The organism is Moraxella canis (genome assembly GCF_002014965.1).
Lineage (GTDB): Bacteria > Pseudomonadota > Gammaproteobacteria > Pseudomonadales > Moraxellaceae > Moraxella > Moraxella canis.
In genome coordinates, this window is record NZ_MUXT01000001.1 from 378,626 (window position 1) to 397,958 (window position 19,333).

The window sequence follows — 19,333 nt, forward strand, 5'->3', positions numbered from 1 at the left end:
ATTTAGTTTAAGAGAATATCCATGGCACGAGTAACCATCGAAGACTGTCTAGCAAATGTCGATAATCGTTTTGAGTTGATTTTGGTGGCAAGCAAGCGCGCTCGCCAACTTGCCAATGGTAAAGTTGAGCCGACGGTCGCGGTTGATAATGACAAGCCGACTGTACTTGCACTGCGTGAGATCGCAGCAGGCAATGTCGGTCGCGCCATCTTAGATGAGCCTGATGAAGATTTGTTCCCAAAATCGAATCAATCTTATGAGATCACGCCTGAGCAGTTGGGCAACACCCTATAATCTGCTTCGGTTCCTAAAGCCATGTTTTCATGGCTTTTTTTATTTATATTTTTAAACTGATGATCAGCGATGTCATGCACTGTATTATTGATGAATAAAAATCTTAAAATTAATCAATTCAATGGTGAAGATATTGACAACACCCCTACAAAGTGCTTTATTATAGGGCTTAAATTCAGGGCTTTAAACCCAAACAAGCCAAGTCATTTTTTAGTTATTGATCAGATTTAATTTGTGCGAGCCGTCCATGCTAGAAAGCTATCATCCACATCATATTCCTACCACTCTTAGCCACCCGCTTGTGGATGAAGCTCGTGACAGTCTGATGCGCGCCGTCGCCTATCTTAAGCCTGATGAGCGCGCCGATGTCTTGCGTGCGTGTCATTTTGGTGATGTCGCGCACATCAATGATAAGCGAAAATCTGGCGAGCCTTATATCACTCATCCGATCGCGGTGGCGGAGATTTTGGCAGGCTTTCGCTTAGACCGCGATACCATTGTCGCTGCCATTTTACACGATACTGTCGAAGATACCGAAGTTACCGATGAGCTGGTGACACAAGAATTTGGTCAAATGGTCGCTCAGCTTGTCGATGGTGTCACCAAGCTTAAATCCTCAGGGATGAGTAAGCAGCAAAGCCAAGCCGCCACCTTTCATAAGATCTTAACAGCCACCTTATCCGATCCGCGCGTTCTCATCATCAAGCTGTCTGACCGTCTGCACAATATGTCCACGCTCGATGCTGTCAGCGAAGAAAAACAAAAACGAACCGCTCAAGAAACGCTGGATTTTTATATTCCTTTTGCGCGCCTGATGAGGCTAAATAACATCGCTGATTATATTGAGCTGTTATGCTATCGCAATTTAAATCCTGATATGTATAACAAATTTACGGATAAATTATTACAGCATGGCTTGGGGCGTAACTTTCAAAAAACTGAGATCAGTACTTATTTACAAAGCTTACTGTCGCACCTCAACCTAGATGGTAATGTGCAAGTGCTCGACAATCGCACCTCAATGTATCGGCAGTTTTTCAAAAATCGTGGTCAAATCAGCCGACTGATTCGTCAGTATGATTTTGAAGTCATCTTAAAAGACATTGAGTCTTGTGATAAGCTTGCCACTTATCTGATCCAAAAATATCAAATCGGCGATCGCCAAATCCATGATAATATTCGCAAACCTCAAGCCGGCGGTAACCAATCTTTGACGCTGTTTTATGATCGTGATTATAATCACATCAAGATCACGCTGATGACTCGCCGCATGCAAGAAGCCTCTCGCCTAGGCATTATCAGTAGTGACCGAACTGGCGTCAGTCAGTCAGTCATTCAAGCCAGTCTGCGCAATATGCAAGATCTGGCAAATGCCAGCGAGACCGAAGGTGATGATTCGCACATCGCCATCATCGAAGAGCTGATCAGCTATTTGCACGAACGAAAAATCGTCTGCTACAGCCCCAAAGGGCGCGCCTACGAACTGCCACGCGGCTCAACGGCGCTAGATTTTGCTTATGCAGTCGGACCTGCGATCGGCAATATCGCAACTGGCGCTGATATCAACAATGAGCATGGCAAGCTTGGTCTGGTGCTCGCCGATGGCGATACCGTCAGTATCGACACCGACAAAAACGCCACCCCGCGCGCCGAATGGCTCGGCTTTGTCGCCACCAACAAAGCCCGCACAGAAATTTTAAAATTCTTAAAGCGACTGCCTGAAGACCAAAAGATCCATTATGGTAAGCAGGCGCTTGATCGCGCTTTGAACACTTACGGCAAAAGCATCACTGATTTGAACGATGATGACTGGGCTGACATTCTAAAATGGCGCGGTATCAATACGCCAGATGAGCTATTTATGCAGCTATCGACAGGCATGTTATTGCCGCAATTGGTCGTCTCTCGCCTATTTAGTGAAGAGATTGATACTGCTGATGGTCATGAAATTACTCGCTCTAAGCATCTGTTGGCAGGCATCAAGGGCGTGGAAGTGGATTTTGCGCGCTGCTGCAATCCGATTTATGGCGATCAGATTGTTGGGCATTTGTCTCGCCAAGGCTTGGTTGTGCATCGTCATAAGTGCTACTCTTTACAGGCGGTGCGCGCCGATTCGCCTTATCAGATTATTCAGCTGAATTGGAAATCTGATCAATCTTTACAAGATCAGCCAGATGCTTTGCGCTTCCCGGCGATGCTGCGTATTTATGCCATTTTAAACGAAGAACAAATCAGCCAAGTGATCTATGAGATGCGCGCGCTGAATATCGGTGTCGAACAAACCTATGTCAAAACAGACACCAAGTCAGATCAAGACGGCAAAGTCGGTACGACCACGCTACACATTGTGGTGCGCTCACGCTCTCACTTGGCAGAAGGGATTGAAAAATTGCGCACATTGCTTGGCTATCCAAACATCATGCGCCTGTATCAGTGATGATTATGCGCGCCAAAAAGCTTGAATTTGGATGGTAAAATGGTCTATTATAATACTAACTTCAGTCAAAGTAAGGATGTCTTATGTGCTGTAAAATCGATCTGAATGACCAAAAAGATGCTGCACATTTCCTTGGTAAAGTTGAACCCAACCTACTGCCAAAGACAGCGGATAATGTCGCACCATCCAACACCGTCTATACTGGCGAAGCGATGAGCCTGTTTGATAAATTATGCGCCTATTTTCGCGCCAAAAACATCTAATGCATCTATTTTGGGATTTTTAAGTATCATGAGCAAACAAATCATTCATACAGACAATGCACCTGCCGCTGTTGGCACCTATTCTCAAGCGGTCAAGGTGGGCGATACCGTTTACATCTCTGGACAGTTGGGCTTAGACCCAAAAACCATGACGCTCAAAGAAGGATTTAAAGCGCAAGCAGAGCAAGCCATGGATAATTTACAAGCCATCGCTGAAGCGGCAGGTGGCAGCTTGGCTGATACGGTCAAATTCAATGTCTCACTGACTGATTTGTCAGATTTTGCGACGCTCAATGAAGTGTTTAATGCTCGCTTGAGCGCACCTTATCCTGCTCGTGCTGCTGTTCAGGTAGCTGCACTGCCCAAGGATGGTGTGGTTGAGATTGAAGCCATCTTACACTTGTCATAAGCTGTGTGCCAATTTTGGTCAATAAGCCTTTGGATGTCCAAGGGCTTTGTGTTTTTAAGACTTACAAACTGCCCCATCTAAAATGGGGAATAAAGTTTAAGTTTAGTGTTCATTCATCATTTAAAATCATTAATATCATAAAGGTAACTCATGTCTAAAACGCCACAATCCGCCATCATTCCTGACCATTGCCGCGCCGGCATCTTTATGGAAGGTGATTTTACCACCACCAACACGCCTGCCATCGCAGATGCCTGCCGCCGAGCCTTGAGAGCTTTGGGCGACTTGCAAACCAAGTTCCCCGGCGAATCTTTGGGGCTGACCATCGGCTTTGGCGCACAAGCTTGGCAAAACTTTGGCTACACCCAAGAAGGCGGTCAAATCAAGCCATTTCGTCCACTGGGCGGCGGCCTGGCACCTGCCACACAGCATGATGTGATGTTCCATATTCAATCCATGCGCCACGATATCAATTTTAGCTTAGCCAAAGAATTGGTGGCGATATTTAAGGATATCGTAGAGATTCAATCAGAAACGCATGGCTTTCGCTGGGTCGAAAATCGCGGCTTAGAAGGCTTTGTCGATGGCACAGAAAATCCCCAAGATGATGCAATCAGCGGCGTGGCTGCCATCGCAGACGGTGCGGATGCTGGTGGCAGTTATGTGCTTTTACAAAAATACCGCCACGATCTGAATAAATGGGATGAGCTGCCTGTGTGCGACCAAGAAGACTGCATTGGACGCTCAAAAGTTGATAATATTGAATTTGATAAAGCCAAGCGCCTATCGGACTCTCATTTGGGTCGCACCAATTTAAAAGAAAATGGCAAGACTTTGGAAGTCGTGCGCAGAAGCTTACCGTTTGGCACAGTCACCGGCGAGCATGGCTTAATGTACATCGCCTATGCTGCCAGACTATGGAATATCGAAGCCCAGCTGCTCAGCATGTTTGGTGAAACAGACGGCAAAATTGATCTACTTTTGAAACATGTCAGCACGGCGGTTTCGGGTGCTTATTATTACGCGCCTTCGGTTGAGCGCTTAGAAAATCTATAATTTGCCAATCATGACTACGCACCCACAGCAGACGCCCAAATTTGTTGCACAGGTTGCATTGGCGGTTCCTGTGGGTGATTTTTTTGATTATATTTGTCCCAGTGAGTTACCGCTGCCCGAAATTGGTGCTAGGGTATTAGTGCCGTTTGGTCGTAGGTCAATGGTAGGGGTGGTGGTTGGGCTGATTTTGGCAAGCCAAAGTCAAGTTCCACCCAATAAACTCAAGCCCATCAAGCAAGTGTTGGATGAGCGCGCCATCCTTGATGATAAATTATTAAAACTCGCTCGCTGGCTGTCGGATTATTATCACCATCCCTTGGGTGAAGTGTATTCGGTGATGCTGCCGACGCTCATCAACCAAGGCAAGCCCATTCATACCAAGCAGCGATACTATAAAGCCATATGTGATGATCAAGCCATAGACCAGCTGCCAAAGACTGCCAAAAAACAGCGGCAAATTCTCAGCGATCTACTCATGCATCCTGATGGGATCAGTGAGTCAAATCTCAGTGCGATCGGTGCGACGCGTAGCGTTTTAACCACTTTAATCAATAAAGACCTTGTCAGTACTGATGAGCGCTCATTCACGCCGATTTCGGCGCCGCCTGTGACGCTGCTAGAACCCAAGCTTGATGCCAATGATGAACAAAAAGCGGCGCTAGATGCCATTAAGACTGCGTTTGATCTGGGGAATTATCAAGGATTTTTGTTGGATGGTGTCACAGGCTCAGGCAAGACTGAGGTGTATCTTCAAGCCATGCACCATGTGCTCGCCCAAGGCAAGCAGGTGCTGATACTGGTACCTGAAATTGGGCTGACACCCCAAACCAAAGGCAGGTTTGGCTCACGGTTTCATGCCAATATCTGCGTTCTACACTCGAAGATGAATGACACCGAACGCCTTCAAGGTTGGCAAGATTGCCGCTTGGGTCAAGCCCAAATCATCATTGGTACGCGCTCAAGTGTTTTATATCCGTTTGCAAATCTTGGCATGATCATCATCGATGAAGCGCATGATGCTTCTTATAAGCAGCAAGACCACCTTCGCTATCATGCCTGCGATGTGGCGATGATCCGCGCTTTGTTTGCTCGCATTCCGATCATTTTAGGGACTGCCACGCCAAGTCTTGAGCAGCTCAAACTCATCCAAGATGGCAAATTGACGCCCCTCATCCTCAAAAATCGTGCTGGCGGCGCTCAGGCAGCCTCCATGCATTTGGTGGATATGCGACTGGGCGGCTATCATGCTCAGCATACCGATGGGACGATCAGCGACACTGCCTTTGCACCCGCGACGATCCAGGCGATGCGTGATTGCTTGGTCAAAGGTGAGCAAGTGCTTGTATTCTTAAATCGCCGAGGCTATGCACCGATCTTGATTTGCCGAAGCTGCGGTCATCAAGCTGACTGCCCCAATTGCGATGCGCATTTGACCATCCACAAAAGCAGCCTTCAGCCCATGCATGGCGAACTGCGCTGCCACCACTGCGGCTATCGTGCATCCATACCGACGACCTGCCCTGAATGCCACAGCCCTAACATGGACAGTTTTGGTGCAGGCACGACCCGCCTGGTCGAGCAGCTGCACGCATTGTTTGCCAATCCACAAGTCAGCCGCACAACGTATCCGATTTATCAGATCGATAAAGACACCATGCAAAAAAAAGGCGCATGGGAGGCGATGACAAAAAACATCAATACTGGCAACCCTGCGATCTTAGTGGGGACACAAATGATTACCAAAGGTCATCATTTTGAAAATGTCACTCTTGTTGTCATTGCCAATGCGGATTTGGGATTTTTGTCGGCTGATTTTCGCTCACCTGAACACACCGCACAGCGCATCATACAGGTGGCAGGTCGAGCAGGTCGTGCCAAAAAACCAGGCAAAGTACTGATCCAAACGCTTCAGCCCGACAACGCCCTACTTACTCAGCTGGTACATCAGGGCTATCATGCCTTTGCCCAAGAGCTATTACACGAAAGATCACAGCTGGGGCTGCCGCCGTTTACTCATGCTGTACTCATTCGTGCTGAAAGTTTGCACTATCAGCGAGCCAAAGACGCCATCTTGGCTGCCAAGGGAATGATACCGACCAATCATCCTTTTGCCATCAATGCTCCCATCGACGCACCCATGACCAAGAAAAATAACCGCTATCAGGTGCAGATGCTCATTTTGTCAAAAACTCGCCCCGTGCTGCATGAATTTTTAGCGACATGGTGGCCGTCAGTACAGTCATTGCCAAGTACAAAGGCGGTGCGTCTAAGTATTGACATTGACCCAATGGGCTGGTGACTTGTCAAACAGCGGCACAATCAAACGACCCAAGCCAAGCAAACGATCGCCAATAAATGCAAAGGATAAAAAAGATAGAAAAAATATCGACCACCCAGCCTGCGCCCCTGCCGACCTGTATGATAATAAATCAGCGGTAACGCTAAAAACATGCCCACATTCATCCAACCAAGACCGACTGTCAAAGCCCATCCATAAATCAAATAATGTGCCAAAGGGACGCTGAGAGCATAAGCGATCAGTTGTAAGAGTTTATCATGTTTAAAAATCTCAAACACCATCACCCACAGAATCATCGCCGCCCCGTACTCACCAATCTCAGCGATCATTGCCATCACCAGCACCCCGAGCACTCTAAGGGTTGCAGGGGCATTCATCTGCCAAATCATCAACGCGACCAAACTTGCACTCAGTGTAAACAGCACATTACCCCAAAGCACTTGTGTCAATGAATCGACACTACCGATGACATACTGAAACACCATAAAAATCGGCTGCGAGAGAATAGCAAAACCCAAAAGCCGCCCCAAATACGCCCATTTATCCTGCGTATGCCCAAGCCCCATCACCAAAAAATACGCCATCATCGGAGCGACCACGCGCCCCACTGTGTGCATCATCTCAGCTGTGAGGCTGTCGGTCTCCACAAACGCCCAACCGATGTGATCGATCAGCATGGCGATCAGCGTGATAATTTTTAGGTGGAAAGTAGTCAGCTGTCGCCGATCGGTGAAAGTGTCATCTGTCATGCTAGAGTCAATTTTATCAGATGCTTTGATCTTAATGATGAAAGGTTAAGATCAGCCAATGCATCGTTTTGGGGTTTGTTTTTTTGATAAAGAAGTTTGACAACGCCACACCAAACCACTTTGGGTGGGCGCGCTGTATATTGTCAAGGTTCGCCCTTTGAGATAGCCAAGCGGATATGATGCCTTTAGGACTGTGGCAACGACAGCGCACTTGGTATCGATGCCGTCGGCTTGTGCGACCACTTTGATATCTGCGCGGTGATGGGCACTGGTTACGGGCAAATTGACTGGGCATTGACCTGTGTTCGCCATAATCACATCCACCCGCTTAACCACCGCATTGGCTTCACTATAGACATCAAACAAAAGCTTTTGCTCGGCTTGTTTGACATACATCGGCACAAACTGCCCTACGATGATTGATAAAATCACCCCAAACATCGCAAATGCCACCGACAGACCAACCAAGCTTACGCCGCCTTCACGCTTAAGATGCTGTTTTTGTGCATCTTCATCCCGAGGATAAAGCTCAATGGCGTCGGCAATTTCTCGGCGAGCCATGCGATAATAATAAGCATCCGCCCATCTTGCTACCATGACCGACCAAAACAGCCAAACCCCCAAGCCAATCAAAATACGCGCAGGCCACTGCATGGCATCCGTCAAAAATCCAATCAAGGCATATTCTGCCACTGCTAGGATGATGACAATATTGACCTTAATAAATGACCAGCCTGCCACGCAATACACCACACAATCTAAGTAGCGCTTACGATACAAAAGCCAGCCAAATGTCATAAAAAATGCCGCCCAATGCCATCGCGCGTGCAGCCGACCTGCACGATCAAACTCAGCAAATCGTCTCAAATAATACGCTTGGGAGCGATGACCAATAAACCAGCGATCTAATCGGGTGCGCTCAACATCACTCAGGTGGCTTTGATAAAATGGCGGCGGGGTCGTATCTTCCAAAAAAGGTAGGCGAAACATGGCGACTCTTTGGCTAAATGCTATGAACAGCCACTCAAAAAACGAAGCTGCTGGCTTGTGGTTAGGTCAGTTATTCTTTATAATGACCGTTTTTAATATTAGCTATTGTACGCCCTTTTATGACAAATTCAACACCCCAAGATACTCAAAATGTCTTGGTAGACACTCACGCTTCACAAGCCATCGATAAAGACGAAATCAGCACCCGCCTTGCCAAATTGGCACAAACCCCTGAGCAATTTCGTAAAATCAATACCTTTATGAAGCGTCGCACGCACATGAGTCAGCACCATGAGCAGGCATTGCTTGATGAGCGTTTTGGTGATATCTATGTCAATCCTACTGGCGAGCTTGGTAAGCTTGGCGATGTATCAGCAATCACTGATTTAAGAGCTTTATTTACAAACACGCCCAATGGTGAGCGCGCGCCTTTGACGCTTGAAATTGGCTTTGGGATGGGTGATAGCCTGTTTGAGATGGCTAAAAATGCCCCTGAAACGAATTTTGTTGGCATCGAAGTCCATGAGCCTGGCATTGGGCGCTTGACTGCTCTAGCCGATGAGGCAGGGCTTGCCAACCTAAAAGTCATCAATGGCGATGCCATTGCCCTGCTTGAGAATCTGCCTGATCAGCATCTTGACACCGTTCAGCTGTATTTTCCTGATCCTTGGCAAAAAAAGCGCCACTATAAACGCCGCTTCGTCACCCATGATCGTATGGCAAAAGTCGCTCGCGTACTGAAGTCTGGCGGCAAGTTTCATGCAGCGACCGACTGGGAGCATTATGCATTTTGGATGCTTGAGGTGCTAGATGGTATGCCTGAATTTATCAACAGTTGCAAAAAAGGTAACTTCACGCCGCGCCCTGATTTTCGCCCTTTGACTAAGTTTGAAAAACGCGGCATCACTCATGGTCATGGTGTCTGGGATTTGATTTATCTAAAAGCTTAAACTCCAGCAGCGTCATTCAAGCGGCTGATTTGGCTGAGTGATGCTAGGAGATTAAAGCCTTGGGCGTTTGATTCAATCCAGGATCAGCGCCCTTGATCCTCTCGCCACTTCAATAGATCCGCCACATCTTTGGCGATGCCTAATTTCAGTGCCTCGATGCCCTCATACTGCCGCTCACCATGTAAAAAGTGAGTAAACACCACCTTGAGTGTCGATCCGTATAAGTCACCTTGAAACTTCGGCAAATGCACCTCAAGCCGCCAGTCTTTACCTTGAATACTTGGTCTAAGTCCAACACTCACCGTGCCAAACAAACTGCCCTGGCGCAGACCTTGCAGTCCGCCTTGACCGACAGACGCCCAATCCAAAGGCTTGCCATCTTGGCAAATAAAGACATCAGCAGCAAAAATACCGTGCAGTGCAGGCTTTAAGCGCCCCAAAGACACATTCGCTGTCGGAAAGTTCAATGTTCGCCCAATTTTATCGCCATGCTCGACGACCCCAATCATGCTATATGATCGACCCAGCATGGATTTGGCAGAGTCAAGATCGCCGATCGCCAAAGCGTCACGCACCAAAGATGAGCTGATGCGTACGCCATTTTGGGTAATGCTATGCAGATCATCTACGCTAAATCCTGCATTTTTCAAAAATACTTTGTCGCCGGCGCGATCTTGACCAAAACGAAAATCATCGCCAAGCACCAGATGGCTCACATTCAAGCTGCGCAAAAGATCAACAAATGCCGCCGCTGACAAAGAACGAAACGCATCATCAAAGCTTGCGACAATCAGATATTGAACGCCCAATTGCGCGATCTGCTCTGCTTTTTCGGTCAAATTGGTCAATCGAGCTGGCGGATTGTCAGGCGAAAAAAACTCTCTAGGCTGCGGCTCAAATACCATCACTGCAGATGACAGACCCATCGTCTTGGCATCATCAGATAGCGCCAATAATAACGCTTGATGACCCAAATGAACACCATCATAGTTACCAATGGTCAGCGCAAGCGGCGGCAGTGTTGGCAAATTATGGCTGTCTAAAAAAATGATTTGCATGAAAACTTTATCGCCTATTGCTTGCTTGCCATCGCATCAATGACTGGCACCGCCAATTTTTCTGCCGCAAGCTCATTTGCCGTCTTCGCTTCGGGCGCCAAGCCTTTTAGTAGTGCCAAGTTTTTGACATCTTGGCGCTGACGAGTGGCTAGGCTCACCGGCACCATACGAGCAAATTCAAATAGCTGCAGCCACATCTCCTCACCACCTTCTAGGCTTTCTTCATCGTCCAATCGGATGGCAGCAATCTCCATCAAAGTGCGAATCAGCTCATTTTCATCAGCGCTCAATGTCACGCCCGCCACGCCGATGCCAGTGATATAACCGCCCGCCCAATCTTTGAGCGCCAATACACGCTCATACAGCTCGTGCTCATCGTCAGGCACCAAAGGCTCATAGCCATACGCATCATCTTTATCTTTGAGCGCAAAGCTGACATCTTCGGCGTATTCGGTCAATAGCTCAAGCGCCGCTTCGCTAGGCATCGCAAAGCTCATCTCCTCCAACAAGCGCACCCAACCGTCGGTATCGGGCGCATGACACGCGGTCATGATGCCAGTCATGATGCCGTGCAGCTCACTGATCGATACATCCGTCCAATCACCAAATGCTGACGACCAATCATCCCAACCTGATAAATAATCTGTTGTCATATTTTGCCTTTTATTCGTGCGATTTTGATATGATTTTACACATCCAGGCTCATCAAGCCTTTGCCAAACAGTGTTCTTTAAATAAGCGATCAAAAACAGACTATTATAACACAGCCACACCAGTTTATGCGCCTGTTTTGATCAACCAATGGCAGCATCAAACCGTTTATCGCTGTGATGCTAACTTTGATGCAATTTTTACAAAAAATTTGACAACACACTCCAAAGCCATGCTAAGATAAGCTCAGCTAAATTTTGTTTGATCAACTTAGGATATCTTATGTTAGCTCAATTACAAGCCTTAGAGCAGACGATCATCGCCATGAAAAAGCAATACGCGGTCACTGCGACAGAACTTGCCAATCTCAAACAGCGCATCGCCAATGACGACAGCGCCAAACAAATCGAAACACTGCAAGACAAGCTCAATCAAGCACTGATTGATATTGAGAATTATAATGACCGCGTGGATGATCTACAACAAACCCAAAATGCGCTAGAGCAGCAAGTTGATGAGCTTTATCAAGCCAATCAAGCGTTAATCACTCAAAATCAAGATCTAAAAGATAAAAACGCCTTAGCCATCTCACGCGCTGAAGTGATTCGTGATTGGCTGTCAAAAATCGATCGCTCTAACTAAAGACGCGCCATTCAACAGTTTTGCTAAGGAATTATTATGAGTCAAGACACCCAAAATTCACCATCATCCGCCATCATCGCCAAAGAAGAATTTCGTCCAATTGATATCAGTATCGCAGGCACGCCGCATCGCATTGTCTGCCCAGTGGACGAAATTAAAAACCTAGAAAATGGCGCTGAATACATCAACCACAAAATCCGTGATCTGCGCCGCGAAATCAAACACAAAACCCCGACCAATGAAGAGTTTTTGGTGTTGGTTTGCTTGGAGCTGTACGATGAAGTCCAAAGCCTAAAAGCCCAAATCGCTGATGCTGACGATGAAAAAGCCAAAGTAGCCGCCATGATAGAAAAAATCAATCAACAAGCAGGCTCAATGCTTTGAATTCAACACATAAAAAACGGTAGCCTTTATGCTACCGTTTTTTATGCAAACTTAAAAGTTTTTATTCCGTGACACTTGGTAAATGTTCTTCTGGATGAGCATCGGCATAAGCGCTCAGATGTTCGTCATTACAAAAAAACCGTTCGTTATGCTGCTTTTCATTCAATAAAATACCGCGATAGGTCGCCAGCTCATGCCCACAGTGGTGGCAATGTCGCAGGCTTGTATCATCGCCTTCTTTGGGGAAGAATGCTTTGGGCGGCTTAGGATACATGAATTTAAAAAACAGCCACATCACCACGCCGATGATCACGATATTTAAAATAAAAGCAAACATAAACTCTCAATTCACCACAAATTTTTAGAAACCTAAGATTACTATACCACAAAGTTTGGGGGTTTATGCTATACTATTTGCAGGTTTGTCAGTATTTTGATAAGCCAGAATTTTTGGCGTATTTGCCACTTTTACAAAATTTGTTGATGAAATTTGCGACGACAGTGAAGTCATTGCATTTTTTATGACATCAATTTAAAAGCACTTGGCATGATGCACCAGTGCTCAAAAATTTAAGGATAGTACAAATGTCAAAAGCTAAAACCGATGCCGTCAACGGCACACAAACCAGTTTTCATACCGCAGATGCCACGACAGGTCAAATTACTTTTGCGATCATTCAGACCAATTTTTGGGTGGGGGATATCGCAGGTAATGTCAAAAAAATGCACGCCTTAACCCTAGATGCCAAAGCTCGCGGTGCGGATATCGTCATCTTTCCTGAGCTTGCTTTGGTGGGTTATCCGCCTGAAGATTTGCTTTTACGCCCAACCTTAGGTGAGCGCGTCCGTGAAGCGATGGCAAAACTTGCCGAAATCGAAGGCATTGTGGTGATTTTGGGTTATCCGCACATTGATCATCATGGCACATTCAATTCAGCCGCCATCTTGCAAGGTGGCAGCCAAAAAGGCTTTTATCATAAGCAGCGCCTACCAAACTACGGCATCTTTGATGAACGTCGCTATTTCCAGAAAGGTCGCAATCAAGTCTTGTTTGATTATAAAGGCGCGACGATTGGTCTTTTGATTTGTGAAGATATTTGGCATGATGAACCCATTCAAGCGCTGAAACAAGAAGGCGCTGATTTGGTGGTGGTGATCAATGCTTCGCCATTTGAAATCGGTAAGCAAACCGCCCGAAAAGCGCTTTTAACCAAACAGTCTTCCGCCCATAATCTGCCCATCATTTATGTAAACACCGTCGGCGCCCAAGATGACATCGTCTTTGATGGCGGTTCTTTGATCATGCAATCAGACGGCAGCGTCGCACATGAAGGCGTCAGATTCTTAAATCAGCTGATGATGGCGCAGTTTGATACCCAGACTAAGACTTTTGATACACAAACCAAAGCGCCGCTTGTGCTGTCTGAAGAATCTGAGATGTATCAAGCGCTTGTGGTGGGTCTGCGCGATTATGTCAATCGCTCAGGCTTTAAAGGGGTGATTGTTGGCTTATCAGGCGGTATTGATAGCGCGCTCACGCTTTGTATTGCTGTCGATGCTTTGGGTTCTGATCGGGTGTATGCAGTGATGATGCCCTATGAATACACCGCTCAAATCAGCCTAGAAGATGCCGAAGCCCAAGCCGCTCGCTTAAATGTTTCTTATACCGTTTGCCCGATCCATGATGCCGTGGCAGGCTTACGCTCAGCCTTAGCGCCACTGCTTGCCAATAGCGAGCCTGATGTGACCGAAGAAAACTTACAAGCGCGCGCCCGTGGCACCATCTTGATGGCGCTGTCTAATAAGTTTGGGCATATGGTCATCTCAACAGGCAATAAATCTGAAAATGCCGTCGGCTACTCAACGCTTTACGGCGATATGGTTGGCGGATTTGATGTCTTAAAAGATGTCTACAAAACCGATGTCTATCGCTTGGCAAATTATCGCAATCGCTTAGAAGACAATCCAGTGATCCCTGAGCGCGTCATCACCCGTGCCCCGAGTGCTGAGCTGCGTCCTGACCAAAAAGACCAAGACAGCTTGGGCGATTATGAGACGCTTGATAATATCCTAAGAATGTATATTGATGAAGATTTGGGCTATAAAGCCATTGTGGCGGCAGGTTTTGAGCCCCAAACGGTCGAAAAAATCTTAGGCATGGTGGATCGCTCTGAATATAAGCGCCGCCAAGGCGCCATCGGTACCAAGATCACCAAAAAATCATTTGGTCGCGAACGCCGATACCCACTGGTCAATGGTTGGTCAATCAAAGGCTAATCAGCACTTTTAAAACGCTCACACCAGTGGGCGTTTTTTAATGGCGCTACATTTACTGATACGCTCGCTCACCAAAAATCGCCGTCCCAACACGCACCATCGTCGATCCATGCGCCACAGCTTCTGCCATATCACCACTCATGCCCATGCTGATGCTATCCCAATGGGGCAGATCAAAGCGAGCCGCCATCGCATCGAATAATGCTTTTGTGCGAGCAAAAGCATCTACTCCTTGCTTACTTGGGATTACCATTAGCCCCCGTAAATTCAGATTTTCATAATGCATGACCTGCTCAATCAAGGCAGGTACTTCCTCAGGCTGACAGCCGGATTTGCTGTTTTCATCATCAATATTGACTTGAATCAAGACATTAAGCGGCTTCATGCCTGCGCGCTGCTCATTGAGACGCTTGGCGATGACCTCGCGCTCCAAGGTGTGCACCCAGTCAAAATACTTGGCAATGTCTCGCGTTTTATTTCTTTGGATGCTGCCAATATAGTGCCATGTGATCGGCAAATCAGACAGCGCCGTGATTTTGCCAAGCGCTTCTTGCAGATAATTTTCACCAAAATCTTCTTGACCTGCACGGTACAGCGCCTCAATCATCGAAGCAGGCTTTGTCTTTGACACCGCAAGCAGCGCTGCCAAGCGGTGTTCGTCGTTTGTTTCGGCAGCCTTGGCATTAGCCACAGCTAGCGCATCACTCACTGCTTGATAATTAGCTAATAATTGCGCTTCATCAAAATCGGTCACGGTCTGCATAATCTACCCTTTATCATATGGCTGTATTTCATCAAATTATTGTAACACTAAGAAGATCACTTGTGAAATCCGCCTGAATTTGATTTAATGTGGCAAATATTTGGAGTCAACATCCCCATGCTCAATCTTAAAGACCTGTTGGTTTTTGCACACAATCAAGGCGCATCAGATTTGCATTTGTCTGCGCATCAGCCCATCATGATGCGCATCGATGGCGAGCTGATGCCGATGAGCCTTGCGCCCATCGATGCAGACGGCGTCATACAGATGCTCAGATCTGTGATGGATGAGACAGATTACGATCACTGGCAACAACATCTTGAGCATGATTTTGTGATTGACCTTGATGGCGTCGCTCGCTTTCGGGTGAATGCGTTTTTTCAGACACATGGTGCTGGCGCCGTTTTTCGGGTGATCCAAGCCAAAGTGCCCACACTTAGGCAGTTAATTGACGATGATCGAATTTATGACAGCCTGCGACAAATCACGACACTGCGCGCAGGCTTAGTGCTTGTAACGGGTGCGACAGGCTCAGGCAAATCAACCACACTTGCCAGCTTGATCGATCACATCAATCAGCACAGCAAGGCGCACATTTTGACCATCGAAGATCCCATTGAGTATGAGCATCAGTCAAAATTATCATTGATCAATCAAAGGCAGATTGGTAAAGATACCATCAGTTTTCATCGCGCGCTGCGCTCGGCATTGCGTGAAGATCCTGATGTCATTTTGGTCGGTGAGCTGCGCGATCTTGAGACCATCAGACTGGCTCTGACTGCCGCTGAGACAGGGCATTTGGTATTTGCCACCTTACACACCCTAAGTGCACCAAAAAGCATTGATCGGATCATTGATGTGTTTGATGCTGCTGAAAAGCACATGATTCGCACGATGCTCGCTGACTCACTTCAAGCAGTGATCGCCCAAAGACTACTGCCAGCACAAGGTGGCGGTCGTGTGGCAGCGTTTGAGATTCTCACTCACACGCCTGCGGTCGCCAATCTTATTCGCGAAAATAAAATCTCGCAGCTGCCCTCTGTCATCCAGACCAGCTCAGCCCAGGGCATGATCAGTCTTGTTCATCATCTATCACGCCTGGTCACATCTGGCAAGATCAGCGCAGATACCGCCAATCATCACACCCAAGAGCGGCTATTTTAAGCCTTGATTTAAAAAATGCCCAATATCATCTATTGGGCATTTTGAATCGCACCGCATACGGAGCTTGGCTTATTTATTTTCGCTGTTTGATTTTAGGCACTCTGGACTGTCACAGACGCCATACAGCACCAAAGAATGACCTGACAGCTTAAAGTTGTGCGCCTGTGCCACTTTGAACTGCTCTTCTTCGATGATCGAATTATGAAATTCAACAATTTTGCCACACACATCACAAACCAAATGATCGTGATGCTCATCTTGGACAATTTCAAACACCGATAAATTATTTTCAAAATTATGGCGCTCAACAATGCCTGCTTGCTCAAACTGAGTCAGCACACGGTACACCGTCGCCAAGCCCACATCTTCGCCCTGCTCAGCCAAAGCGCGGTACACATCTTCGGCACTCATGTGGTGATGCTCTGCGCTCTCAAGCAGCTCCAAAATCTTAATGCGCGGCAGCGTGACTTTTAAGCCTGCTTTACGCAAATCTTTATTGGTAAAAGCCATAGTTTATTGATCCTAAAATTATTATAGATAGCTGATAATTTACCATAAAATTGAAAAGCTTGCACCCCAAAATCACAAATACGCGCCAAAAGTCAATGATTGAGTTATCCAATCATCAAAAGCAGTCATAACCACAAAAACTTAGCCAAACACCAAAAGATACTTGCATAATGCCAAGTCTTTGGTTTAATATGGTCACACTCCATCACTATATGGGAATAATAATGAAAAAGATGACGTTAAAAGCAGCAAGTTTAGGCTTGGTTGCGATGCTTGCTTTGACTGGCTGTAATGCCTTTCGGGTCTATACGATCGATCTACCCCAAGGCACGCCACTGTCTGCCGCTCAAGCAAGCCAAGTGCAAGTGGGCATGAATGCCAACCAAGTGCTGTATTTGCTTGGTTCACCCGCTCTGCGTGATACTTTGGCGCCCAATCGCTGGGATTATATTTACGACTACACCGCGGGCACCGATGGTAAGCGCAACAAAAAACCAGACATCAAAGATGCATCGCAGTATTTGAGCATCTACTTTAATAGCCAAGGCATCGTCACACGCATCGAGGGTCGTGACAGTCTGCCTGCCAATCGCCATTAGTCGCAATAGCCCAAGTCTAGGCGAATTGATAAAGCCGCTTAACAATGTATAAGCGGCTTTTTTGTATTTAAATAATCAATCAAAAATCAGACGGATTTATTGAGTTTTTGTTTAATAAAACTAAAAATAACTGGCAAGATACTAAAAATAATAATGCCAAAAATCACATAGGTAAAATTGTCTTTGACGACAGGCTGATTCCCAAAAAAATAGCCCAGCATCACAAATGAGGTAATCCACAAAAATCCGCCAATGATGTTATAGCTTAAAAAATAACGATAATCCATGCTGCCCGCCCCTGCCACAAATGGCGCAAATGTGCGAGCAAAAGGAATAAAGCGCGCAAAAATAATCGTCTTTCCACCATGAGTGGCAAAAAACTTTTGTGTATTAATCAGGTGCTGATGATTGATCCAGCGCGAATTTGTAACAAACACCTTAGGTCCGATATATTTACCAATATGGTAATTGAGCGTATCGCCCAGCACCGCCGCCAAAAATAGCAGCGCAATCAATAAAGCAGGATTGAGCGCACCTGTAAAAGCCGCCAAAGCACCTGCAGCGAACAGCAGACTGTCTCCAGGCAAAAACGGCATCACCACAAATCCAGTTTCAACAAAAATGATCAAAAACAAGATGCCATAAATCCACATCCCATAATCTTGTAAAAACACCGCCAAATGCTGATCGATATTCAAAATAAAATCCACCAGCTGCATGATCACATCCATAGCCACCCACTTTTTGCCAAATAAATAGCCCCTATGTTATCAGAAATTGATCCCAACCAGGGAGATTTTTGTGTCACTAAGACATTTTTCATTGAGATAGTGATCGTCATAGCCAAAATTGCACTCATCTTACAAGCCATAGGTGCAACATGAATATGATTTCATATTATGATAAAATAATGAAAAATTTTTAACCAATGGCTTTTGATATGCTAGAAATTCGCCACCTACAGATGATGAGCGCCCTTAAGCGCCACGGCTCACTTGCCACCACTGCCGATGAGATGAACCTCACTGCATCCGCCATCAGTCATCAGCTTAAAGAGCTTGAAAATTATTATGACATCACGCTCGTCAATCGGCGCACCCGCCCTGTCAGCTTCACACCTGCAGGGTTGATTGTTTTGGAATTGGCTGACAGTATTTTGCCCCAAGTGGCACGCACCAAATCAGATATTAAAAGGCTGGCGCATGGTCAAGCAGGTAGGCTGCGTCTAGCAAGTGAATGCCATAGCTGCTTTGATTGGCTGATGCCCATCTTGAATGTCTATCGCAGTAGATACAGCGATGTGGAGCTTGATTTTACGACAGGTTTCGATCCTGAGCCACATCATATGCTGGTGGAAGGCGAGATTGATTTATTGATCACCTCCAGTGACCTGCCCATTGATGGCATCAGCTATTTGCCACTGTTTACTTATGAAAGTCGGTTAGTGCTCGCCCCAGCGCATCGCTTGGCAAGCCAAGAGTTTATCAGCGCTTCTGACCTAAGTGATCAGACCCTGATCGCCTACCCTGTCGAAGAAAGTCGCTTGGATGTCATCGCCAAATTCCTTGCGCCCCAAGGTGTGGCACCTGCCAATATTCGCACCACAGAGCTTACCGCCATGTTGATTCAGCTGGTCGCCTCTGAGCGTGGCGTGGCGGCGCTGCCTGATTGGGTGGTAGCAGAATATGAGCGCAAAGGCTGGGTGGTGTCTCGTCCGCTTGGCACAGGTGTGCACTGTCAGCTGTATGCCGCCATTCGTGACAGCGACGCACGATTGGATTTTATGAAGGGATTTTTAGGCTTATTAAAAGACATCAAAAAGCCTTAATCTTAAGTTT

Annotated in this window: 21 protein-coding genes; 13 read left to right on the forward strand and 8 right to left on the reverse strand. The window is 46.6% G+C overall.

The genetic code is table 11. The features are described 5' to 3' along the window. Positions 1–21: 21 nt before the first annotated feature. The 6 genes from rpoZ to B0180_RS01765 all read left to right on the forward strand — a co-directional run bounded on the left by rpoZ (position 22) and on the right by B0180_RS01765 (position 6,758). Positions 22–294 (forward strand): DNA-directed RNA polymerase subunit omega, encoded by a 273-nt coding sequence (gene rpoZ / locus B0180_RS01740; protein WP_049236634.1) that lies wholly within the window; start codon positions 22–24, stop codon positions 292–294. Positions 295–541: 247 nt separating this feature from the next. Next, the gene (locus B0180_RS01745) at positions 542–2,731 is read left to right on the forward strand and encodes a RelA/SpoT family protein (protein WP_078255385.1); all 2,190 of its coding nucleotides are present in this window, start codon (positions 542–544) and stop codon (positions 2,729–2,731) included. A gap of 83 nt (positions 2,732–2,814) precedes the next feature. Then, on the forward strand, positions 2,815–2,994 hold the full coding sequence (locus tag B0180_RS01750) for a hypothetical protein (protein WP_049236638.1): 180 nt from the start codon (positions 2,815–2,817) through the stop codon (positions 2,992–2,994). A 28-nt stretch (positions 2,995–3,022) separates the two neighbouring features. Next, entirely contained in the window at positions 3,023–3,403 is a 381-nt protein-coding gene (locus B0180_RS01755) for a RidA family protein (protein WP_049236639.1), read from the forward strand. A gap of 150 nt (positions 3,404–3,553) precedes the next feature. Then, positions 3,554–4,459 (forward strand): Dyp-type peroxidase, encoded by a 906-nt coding sequence (locus B0180_RS01760; protein WP_078255386.1) that lies wholly within the window; start codon positions 3,554–3,556, stop codon positions 4,457–4,459. Between the two features lie 10 nt (positions 4,460–4,469). Continuing rightward, positions 4,470–6,758, forward strand: a complete 2,289-nt coding sequence (locus B0180_RS01765; RefSeq protein WP_078255387.1) for a primosomal protein N' — start codon at positions 4,470–4,472, stop codon at positions 6,756–6,758. A 20-nt stretch (positions 6,759–6,778) separates the two neighbouring features. Here B0180_RS01765 and B0180_RS01770 read toward each other — a convergent pair whose 3' ends face one another. Next, positions 6,779–7,507, reverse strand: a complete 729-nt coding sequence (locus tag B0180_RS01770) for a TraX family protein (RefSeq protein WP_078255388.1) — start codon at positions 7,505–7,507, stop codon at positions 6,779–6,781. Positions 7,508–7,558: 51 nt separating this feature from the next. After that, positions 7,559–8,497: a DUF2628 domain-containing protein gene (locus tag B0180_RS01775; RefSeq protein WP_078255389.1), complete on the reverse strand. Its 939-nt coding sequence runs from the start codon at positions 8,495–8,497 to the stop codon at positions 7,559–7,561. Between the two features lie 119 nt (positions 8,498–8,616). Between B0180_RS01775 and trmB the strand changes: the two genes are divergently transcribed. Then, positions 8,617–9,447, forward strand: coding sequence for a tRNA (guanosine(46)-N7)-methyltransferase TrmB (trmB, locus tag B0180_RS01780; protein ID WP_078255390.1), 831 nt, complete (start codon positions 8,617–8,619; stop codon positions 9,445–9,447). A gap of 83 nt (positions 9,448–9,530) precedes the next feature. On the opposite strand, the gene ribF is transcribed toward trmB, so the two are convergent. Both ribF and B0180_RS01790 read right to left on the reverse strand, forming a co-directional pair. Beyond that, complete coding sequence (gene ribF, locus B0180_RS01785; protein ID WP_078255391.1) at positions 9,531–10,505, reverse strand: riboflavin biosynthesis protein RibF; 975 nt, start codon at positions 10,503–10,505, stop codon at positions 9,531–9,533. 14 nt (positions 10,506–10,519) lie between these two features. Beyond that, a complete protein-coding gene (locus tag B0180_RS01790) occupies positions 10,520–11,158 on the reverse strand; it encodes a UPF0149 family protein (protein WP_078255392.1) in 639 nt (212 codons plus the stop codon). A 280-nt stretch (positions 11,159–11,438) separates the two neighbouring features. Here B0180_RS01790 and B0180_RS01800 point away from each other — a divergent pair, with 280 nt between their 5' ends. Next, positions 11,439–11,798 carry a hypothetical protein gene (locus B0180_RS01800; protein ID WP_049236648.1) on the forward strand — a complete coding sequence of 120 codons (360 nt, stop codon included), beginning with the start codon at positions 11,439–11,441 and terminating at the stop codon, positions 11,796–11,798. Between the two features lie 36 nt (positions 11,799–11,834). Beyond that, positions 11,835–12,182, forward strand: coding sequence for a cell division protein ZapA (locus B0180_RS01805; protein ID WP_078255394.1), 348 nt, complete (start codon positions 11,835–11,837; stop codon positions 12,180–12,182). Positions 12,183–12,243: 61 nt separating this feature from the next. Here the strand turns inward: B0180_RS01805 and B0180_RS01810 are convergent, their stop codons facing one another. Then, positions 12,244–12,519: a hypothetical protein gene (locus B0180_RS01810; RefSeq protein ID WP_078255395.1), complete on the reverse strand. Its 276-nt coding sequence runs from the start codon at positions 12,517–12,519 to the stop codon at positions 12,244–12,246. A gap of 248 nt (positions 12,520–12,767) precedes the next feature. On the opposite strand from B0180_RS01810, the gene B0180_RS01815 reads away from it, so the two are divergent. Further along, the gene (locus B0180_RS01815) at positions 12,768–14,459 is read left to right on the forward strand and encodes an NAD+ synthase (RefSeq protein WP_078255396.1); all 1,692 of its coding nucleotides are present in this window, start codon (positions 12,768–12,770) and stop codon (positions 14,457–14,459) included. Positions 14,460–14,511: 52 nt separating this feature from the next. Here B0180_RS01815 and B0180_RS01820 read toward each other — a convergent pair whose 3' ends face one another. After that, positions 14,512–15,222, reverse strand: coding sequence for a YggS family pyridoxal phosphate-dependent enzyme (locus B0180_RS01820; RefSeq protein WP_078255397.1), 711 nt, complete (start codon positions 15,220–15,222; stop codon positions 14,512–14,514). 117 nt (positions 15,223–15,339) lie between these two features. On the opposite strand from B0180_RS01820, the gene B0180_RS01825 reads away from it, so the two are divergent. After that, on the forward strand, positions 15,340–16,386 hold the full coding sequence (locus B0180_RS01825; protein ID WP_208609375.1) for a type IV pilus twitching motility protein PilT: 1,047 nt from the start codon (positions 15,340–15,342) through the stop codon (positions 16,384–16,386). A gap of 69 nt (positions 16,387–16,455) precedes the next feature. Here the strand turns inward: B0180_RS01825 and fur are convergent, their stop codons facing one another. After that, positions 16,456–16,896, reverse strand: a complete 441-nt coding sequence (fur, locus tag B0180_RS01830) for a ferric iron uptake transcriptional regulator (protein ID WP_049236655.1) — start codon at positions 16,894–16,896, stop codon at positions 16,456–16,458. Between the two features lie 224 nt (positions 16,897–17,120). On the opposite strand from fur, the gene B0180_RS01835 reads away from it, so the two are divergent. Then, entirely contained in the window at positions 17,121–17,495 is a 375-nt protein-coding gene (locus tag B0180_RS01835; protein WP_078255399.1) for an outer membrane protein assembly factor BamE, read from the forward strand. 86 nt (positions 17,496–17,581) lie between these two features. Here the strand turns inward: B0180_RS01835 and B0180_RS01840 are convergent, their stop codons facing one another. After that, positions 17,582–18,214, reverse strand: coding sequence for a DedA family protein (locus tag B0180_RS01840; protein WP_078255400.1), 633 nt, complete (start codon positions 18,212–18,214; stop codon positions 17,582–17,584). A 221-nt stretch (positions 18,215–18,435) separates the two neighbouring features. On the opposite strand from B0180_RS01840, the gene B0180_RS01845 reads away from it, so the two are divergent. Then, the gene (locus B0180_RS01845) at positions 18,436–19,323 is read left to right on the forward strand and encodes a LysR family transcriptional regulator (protein ID WP_078255453.1); all 888 of its coding nucleotides are present in this window, start codon (positions 18,436–18,438) and stop codon (positions 19,321–19,323) included. Positions 19,324–19,333: the final 10 nt, after the last annotated feature.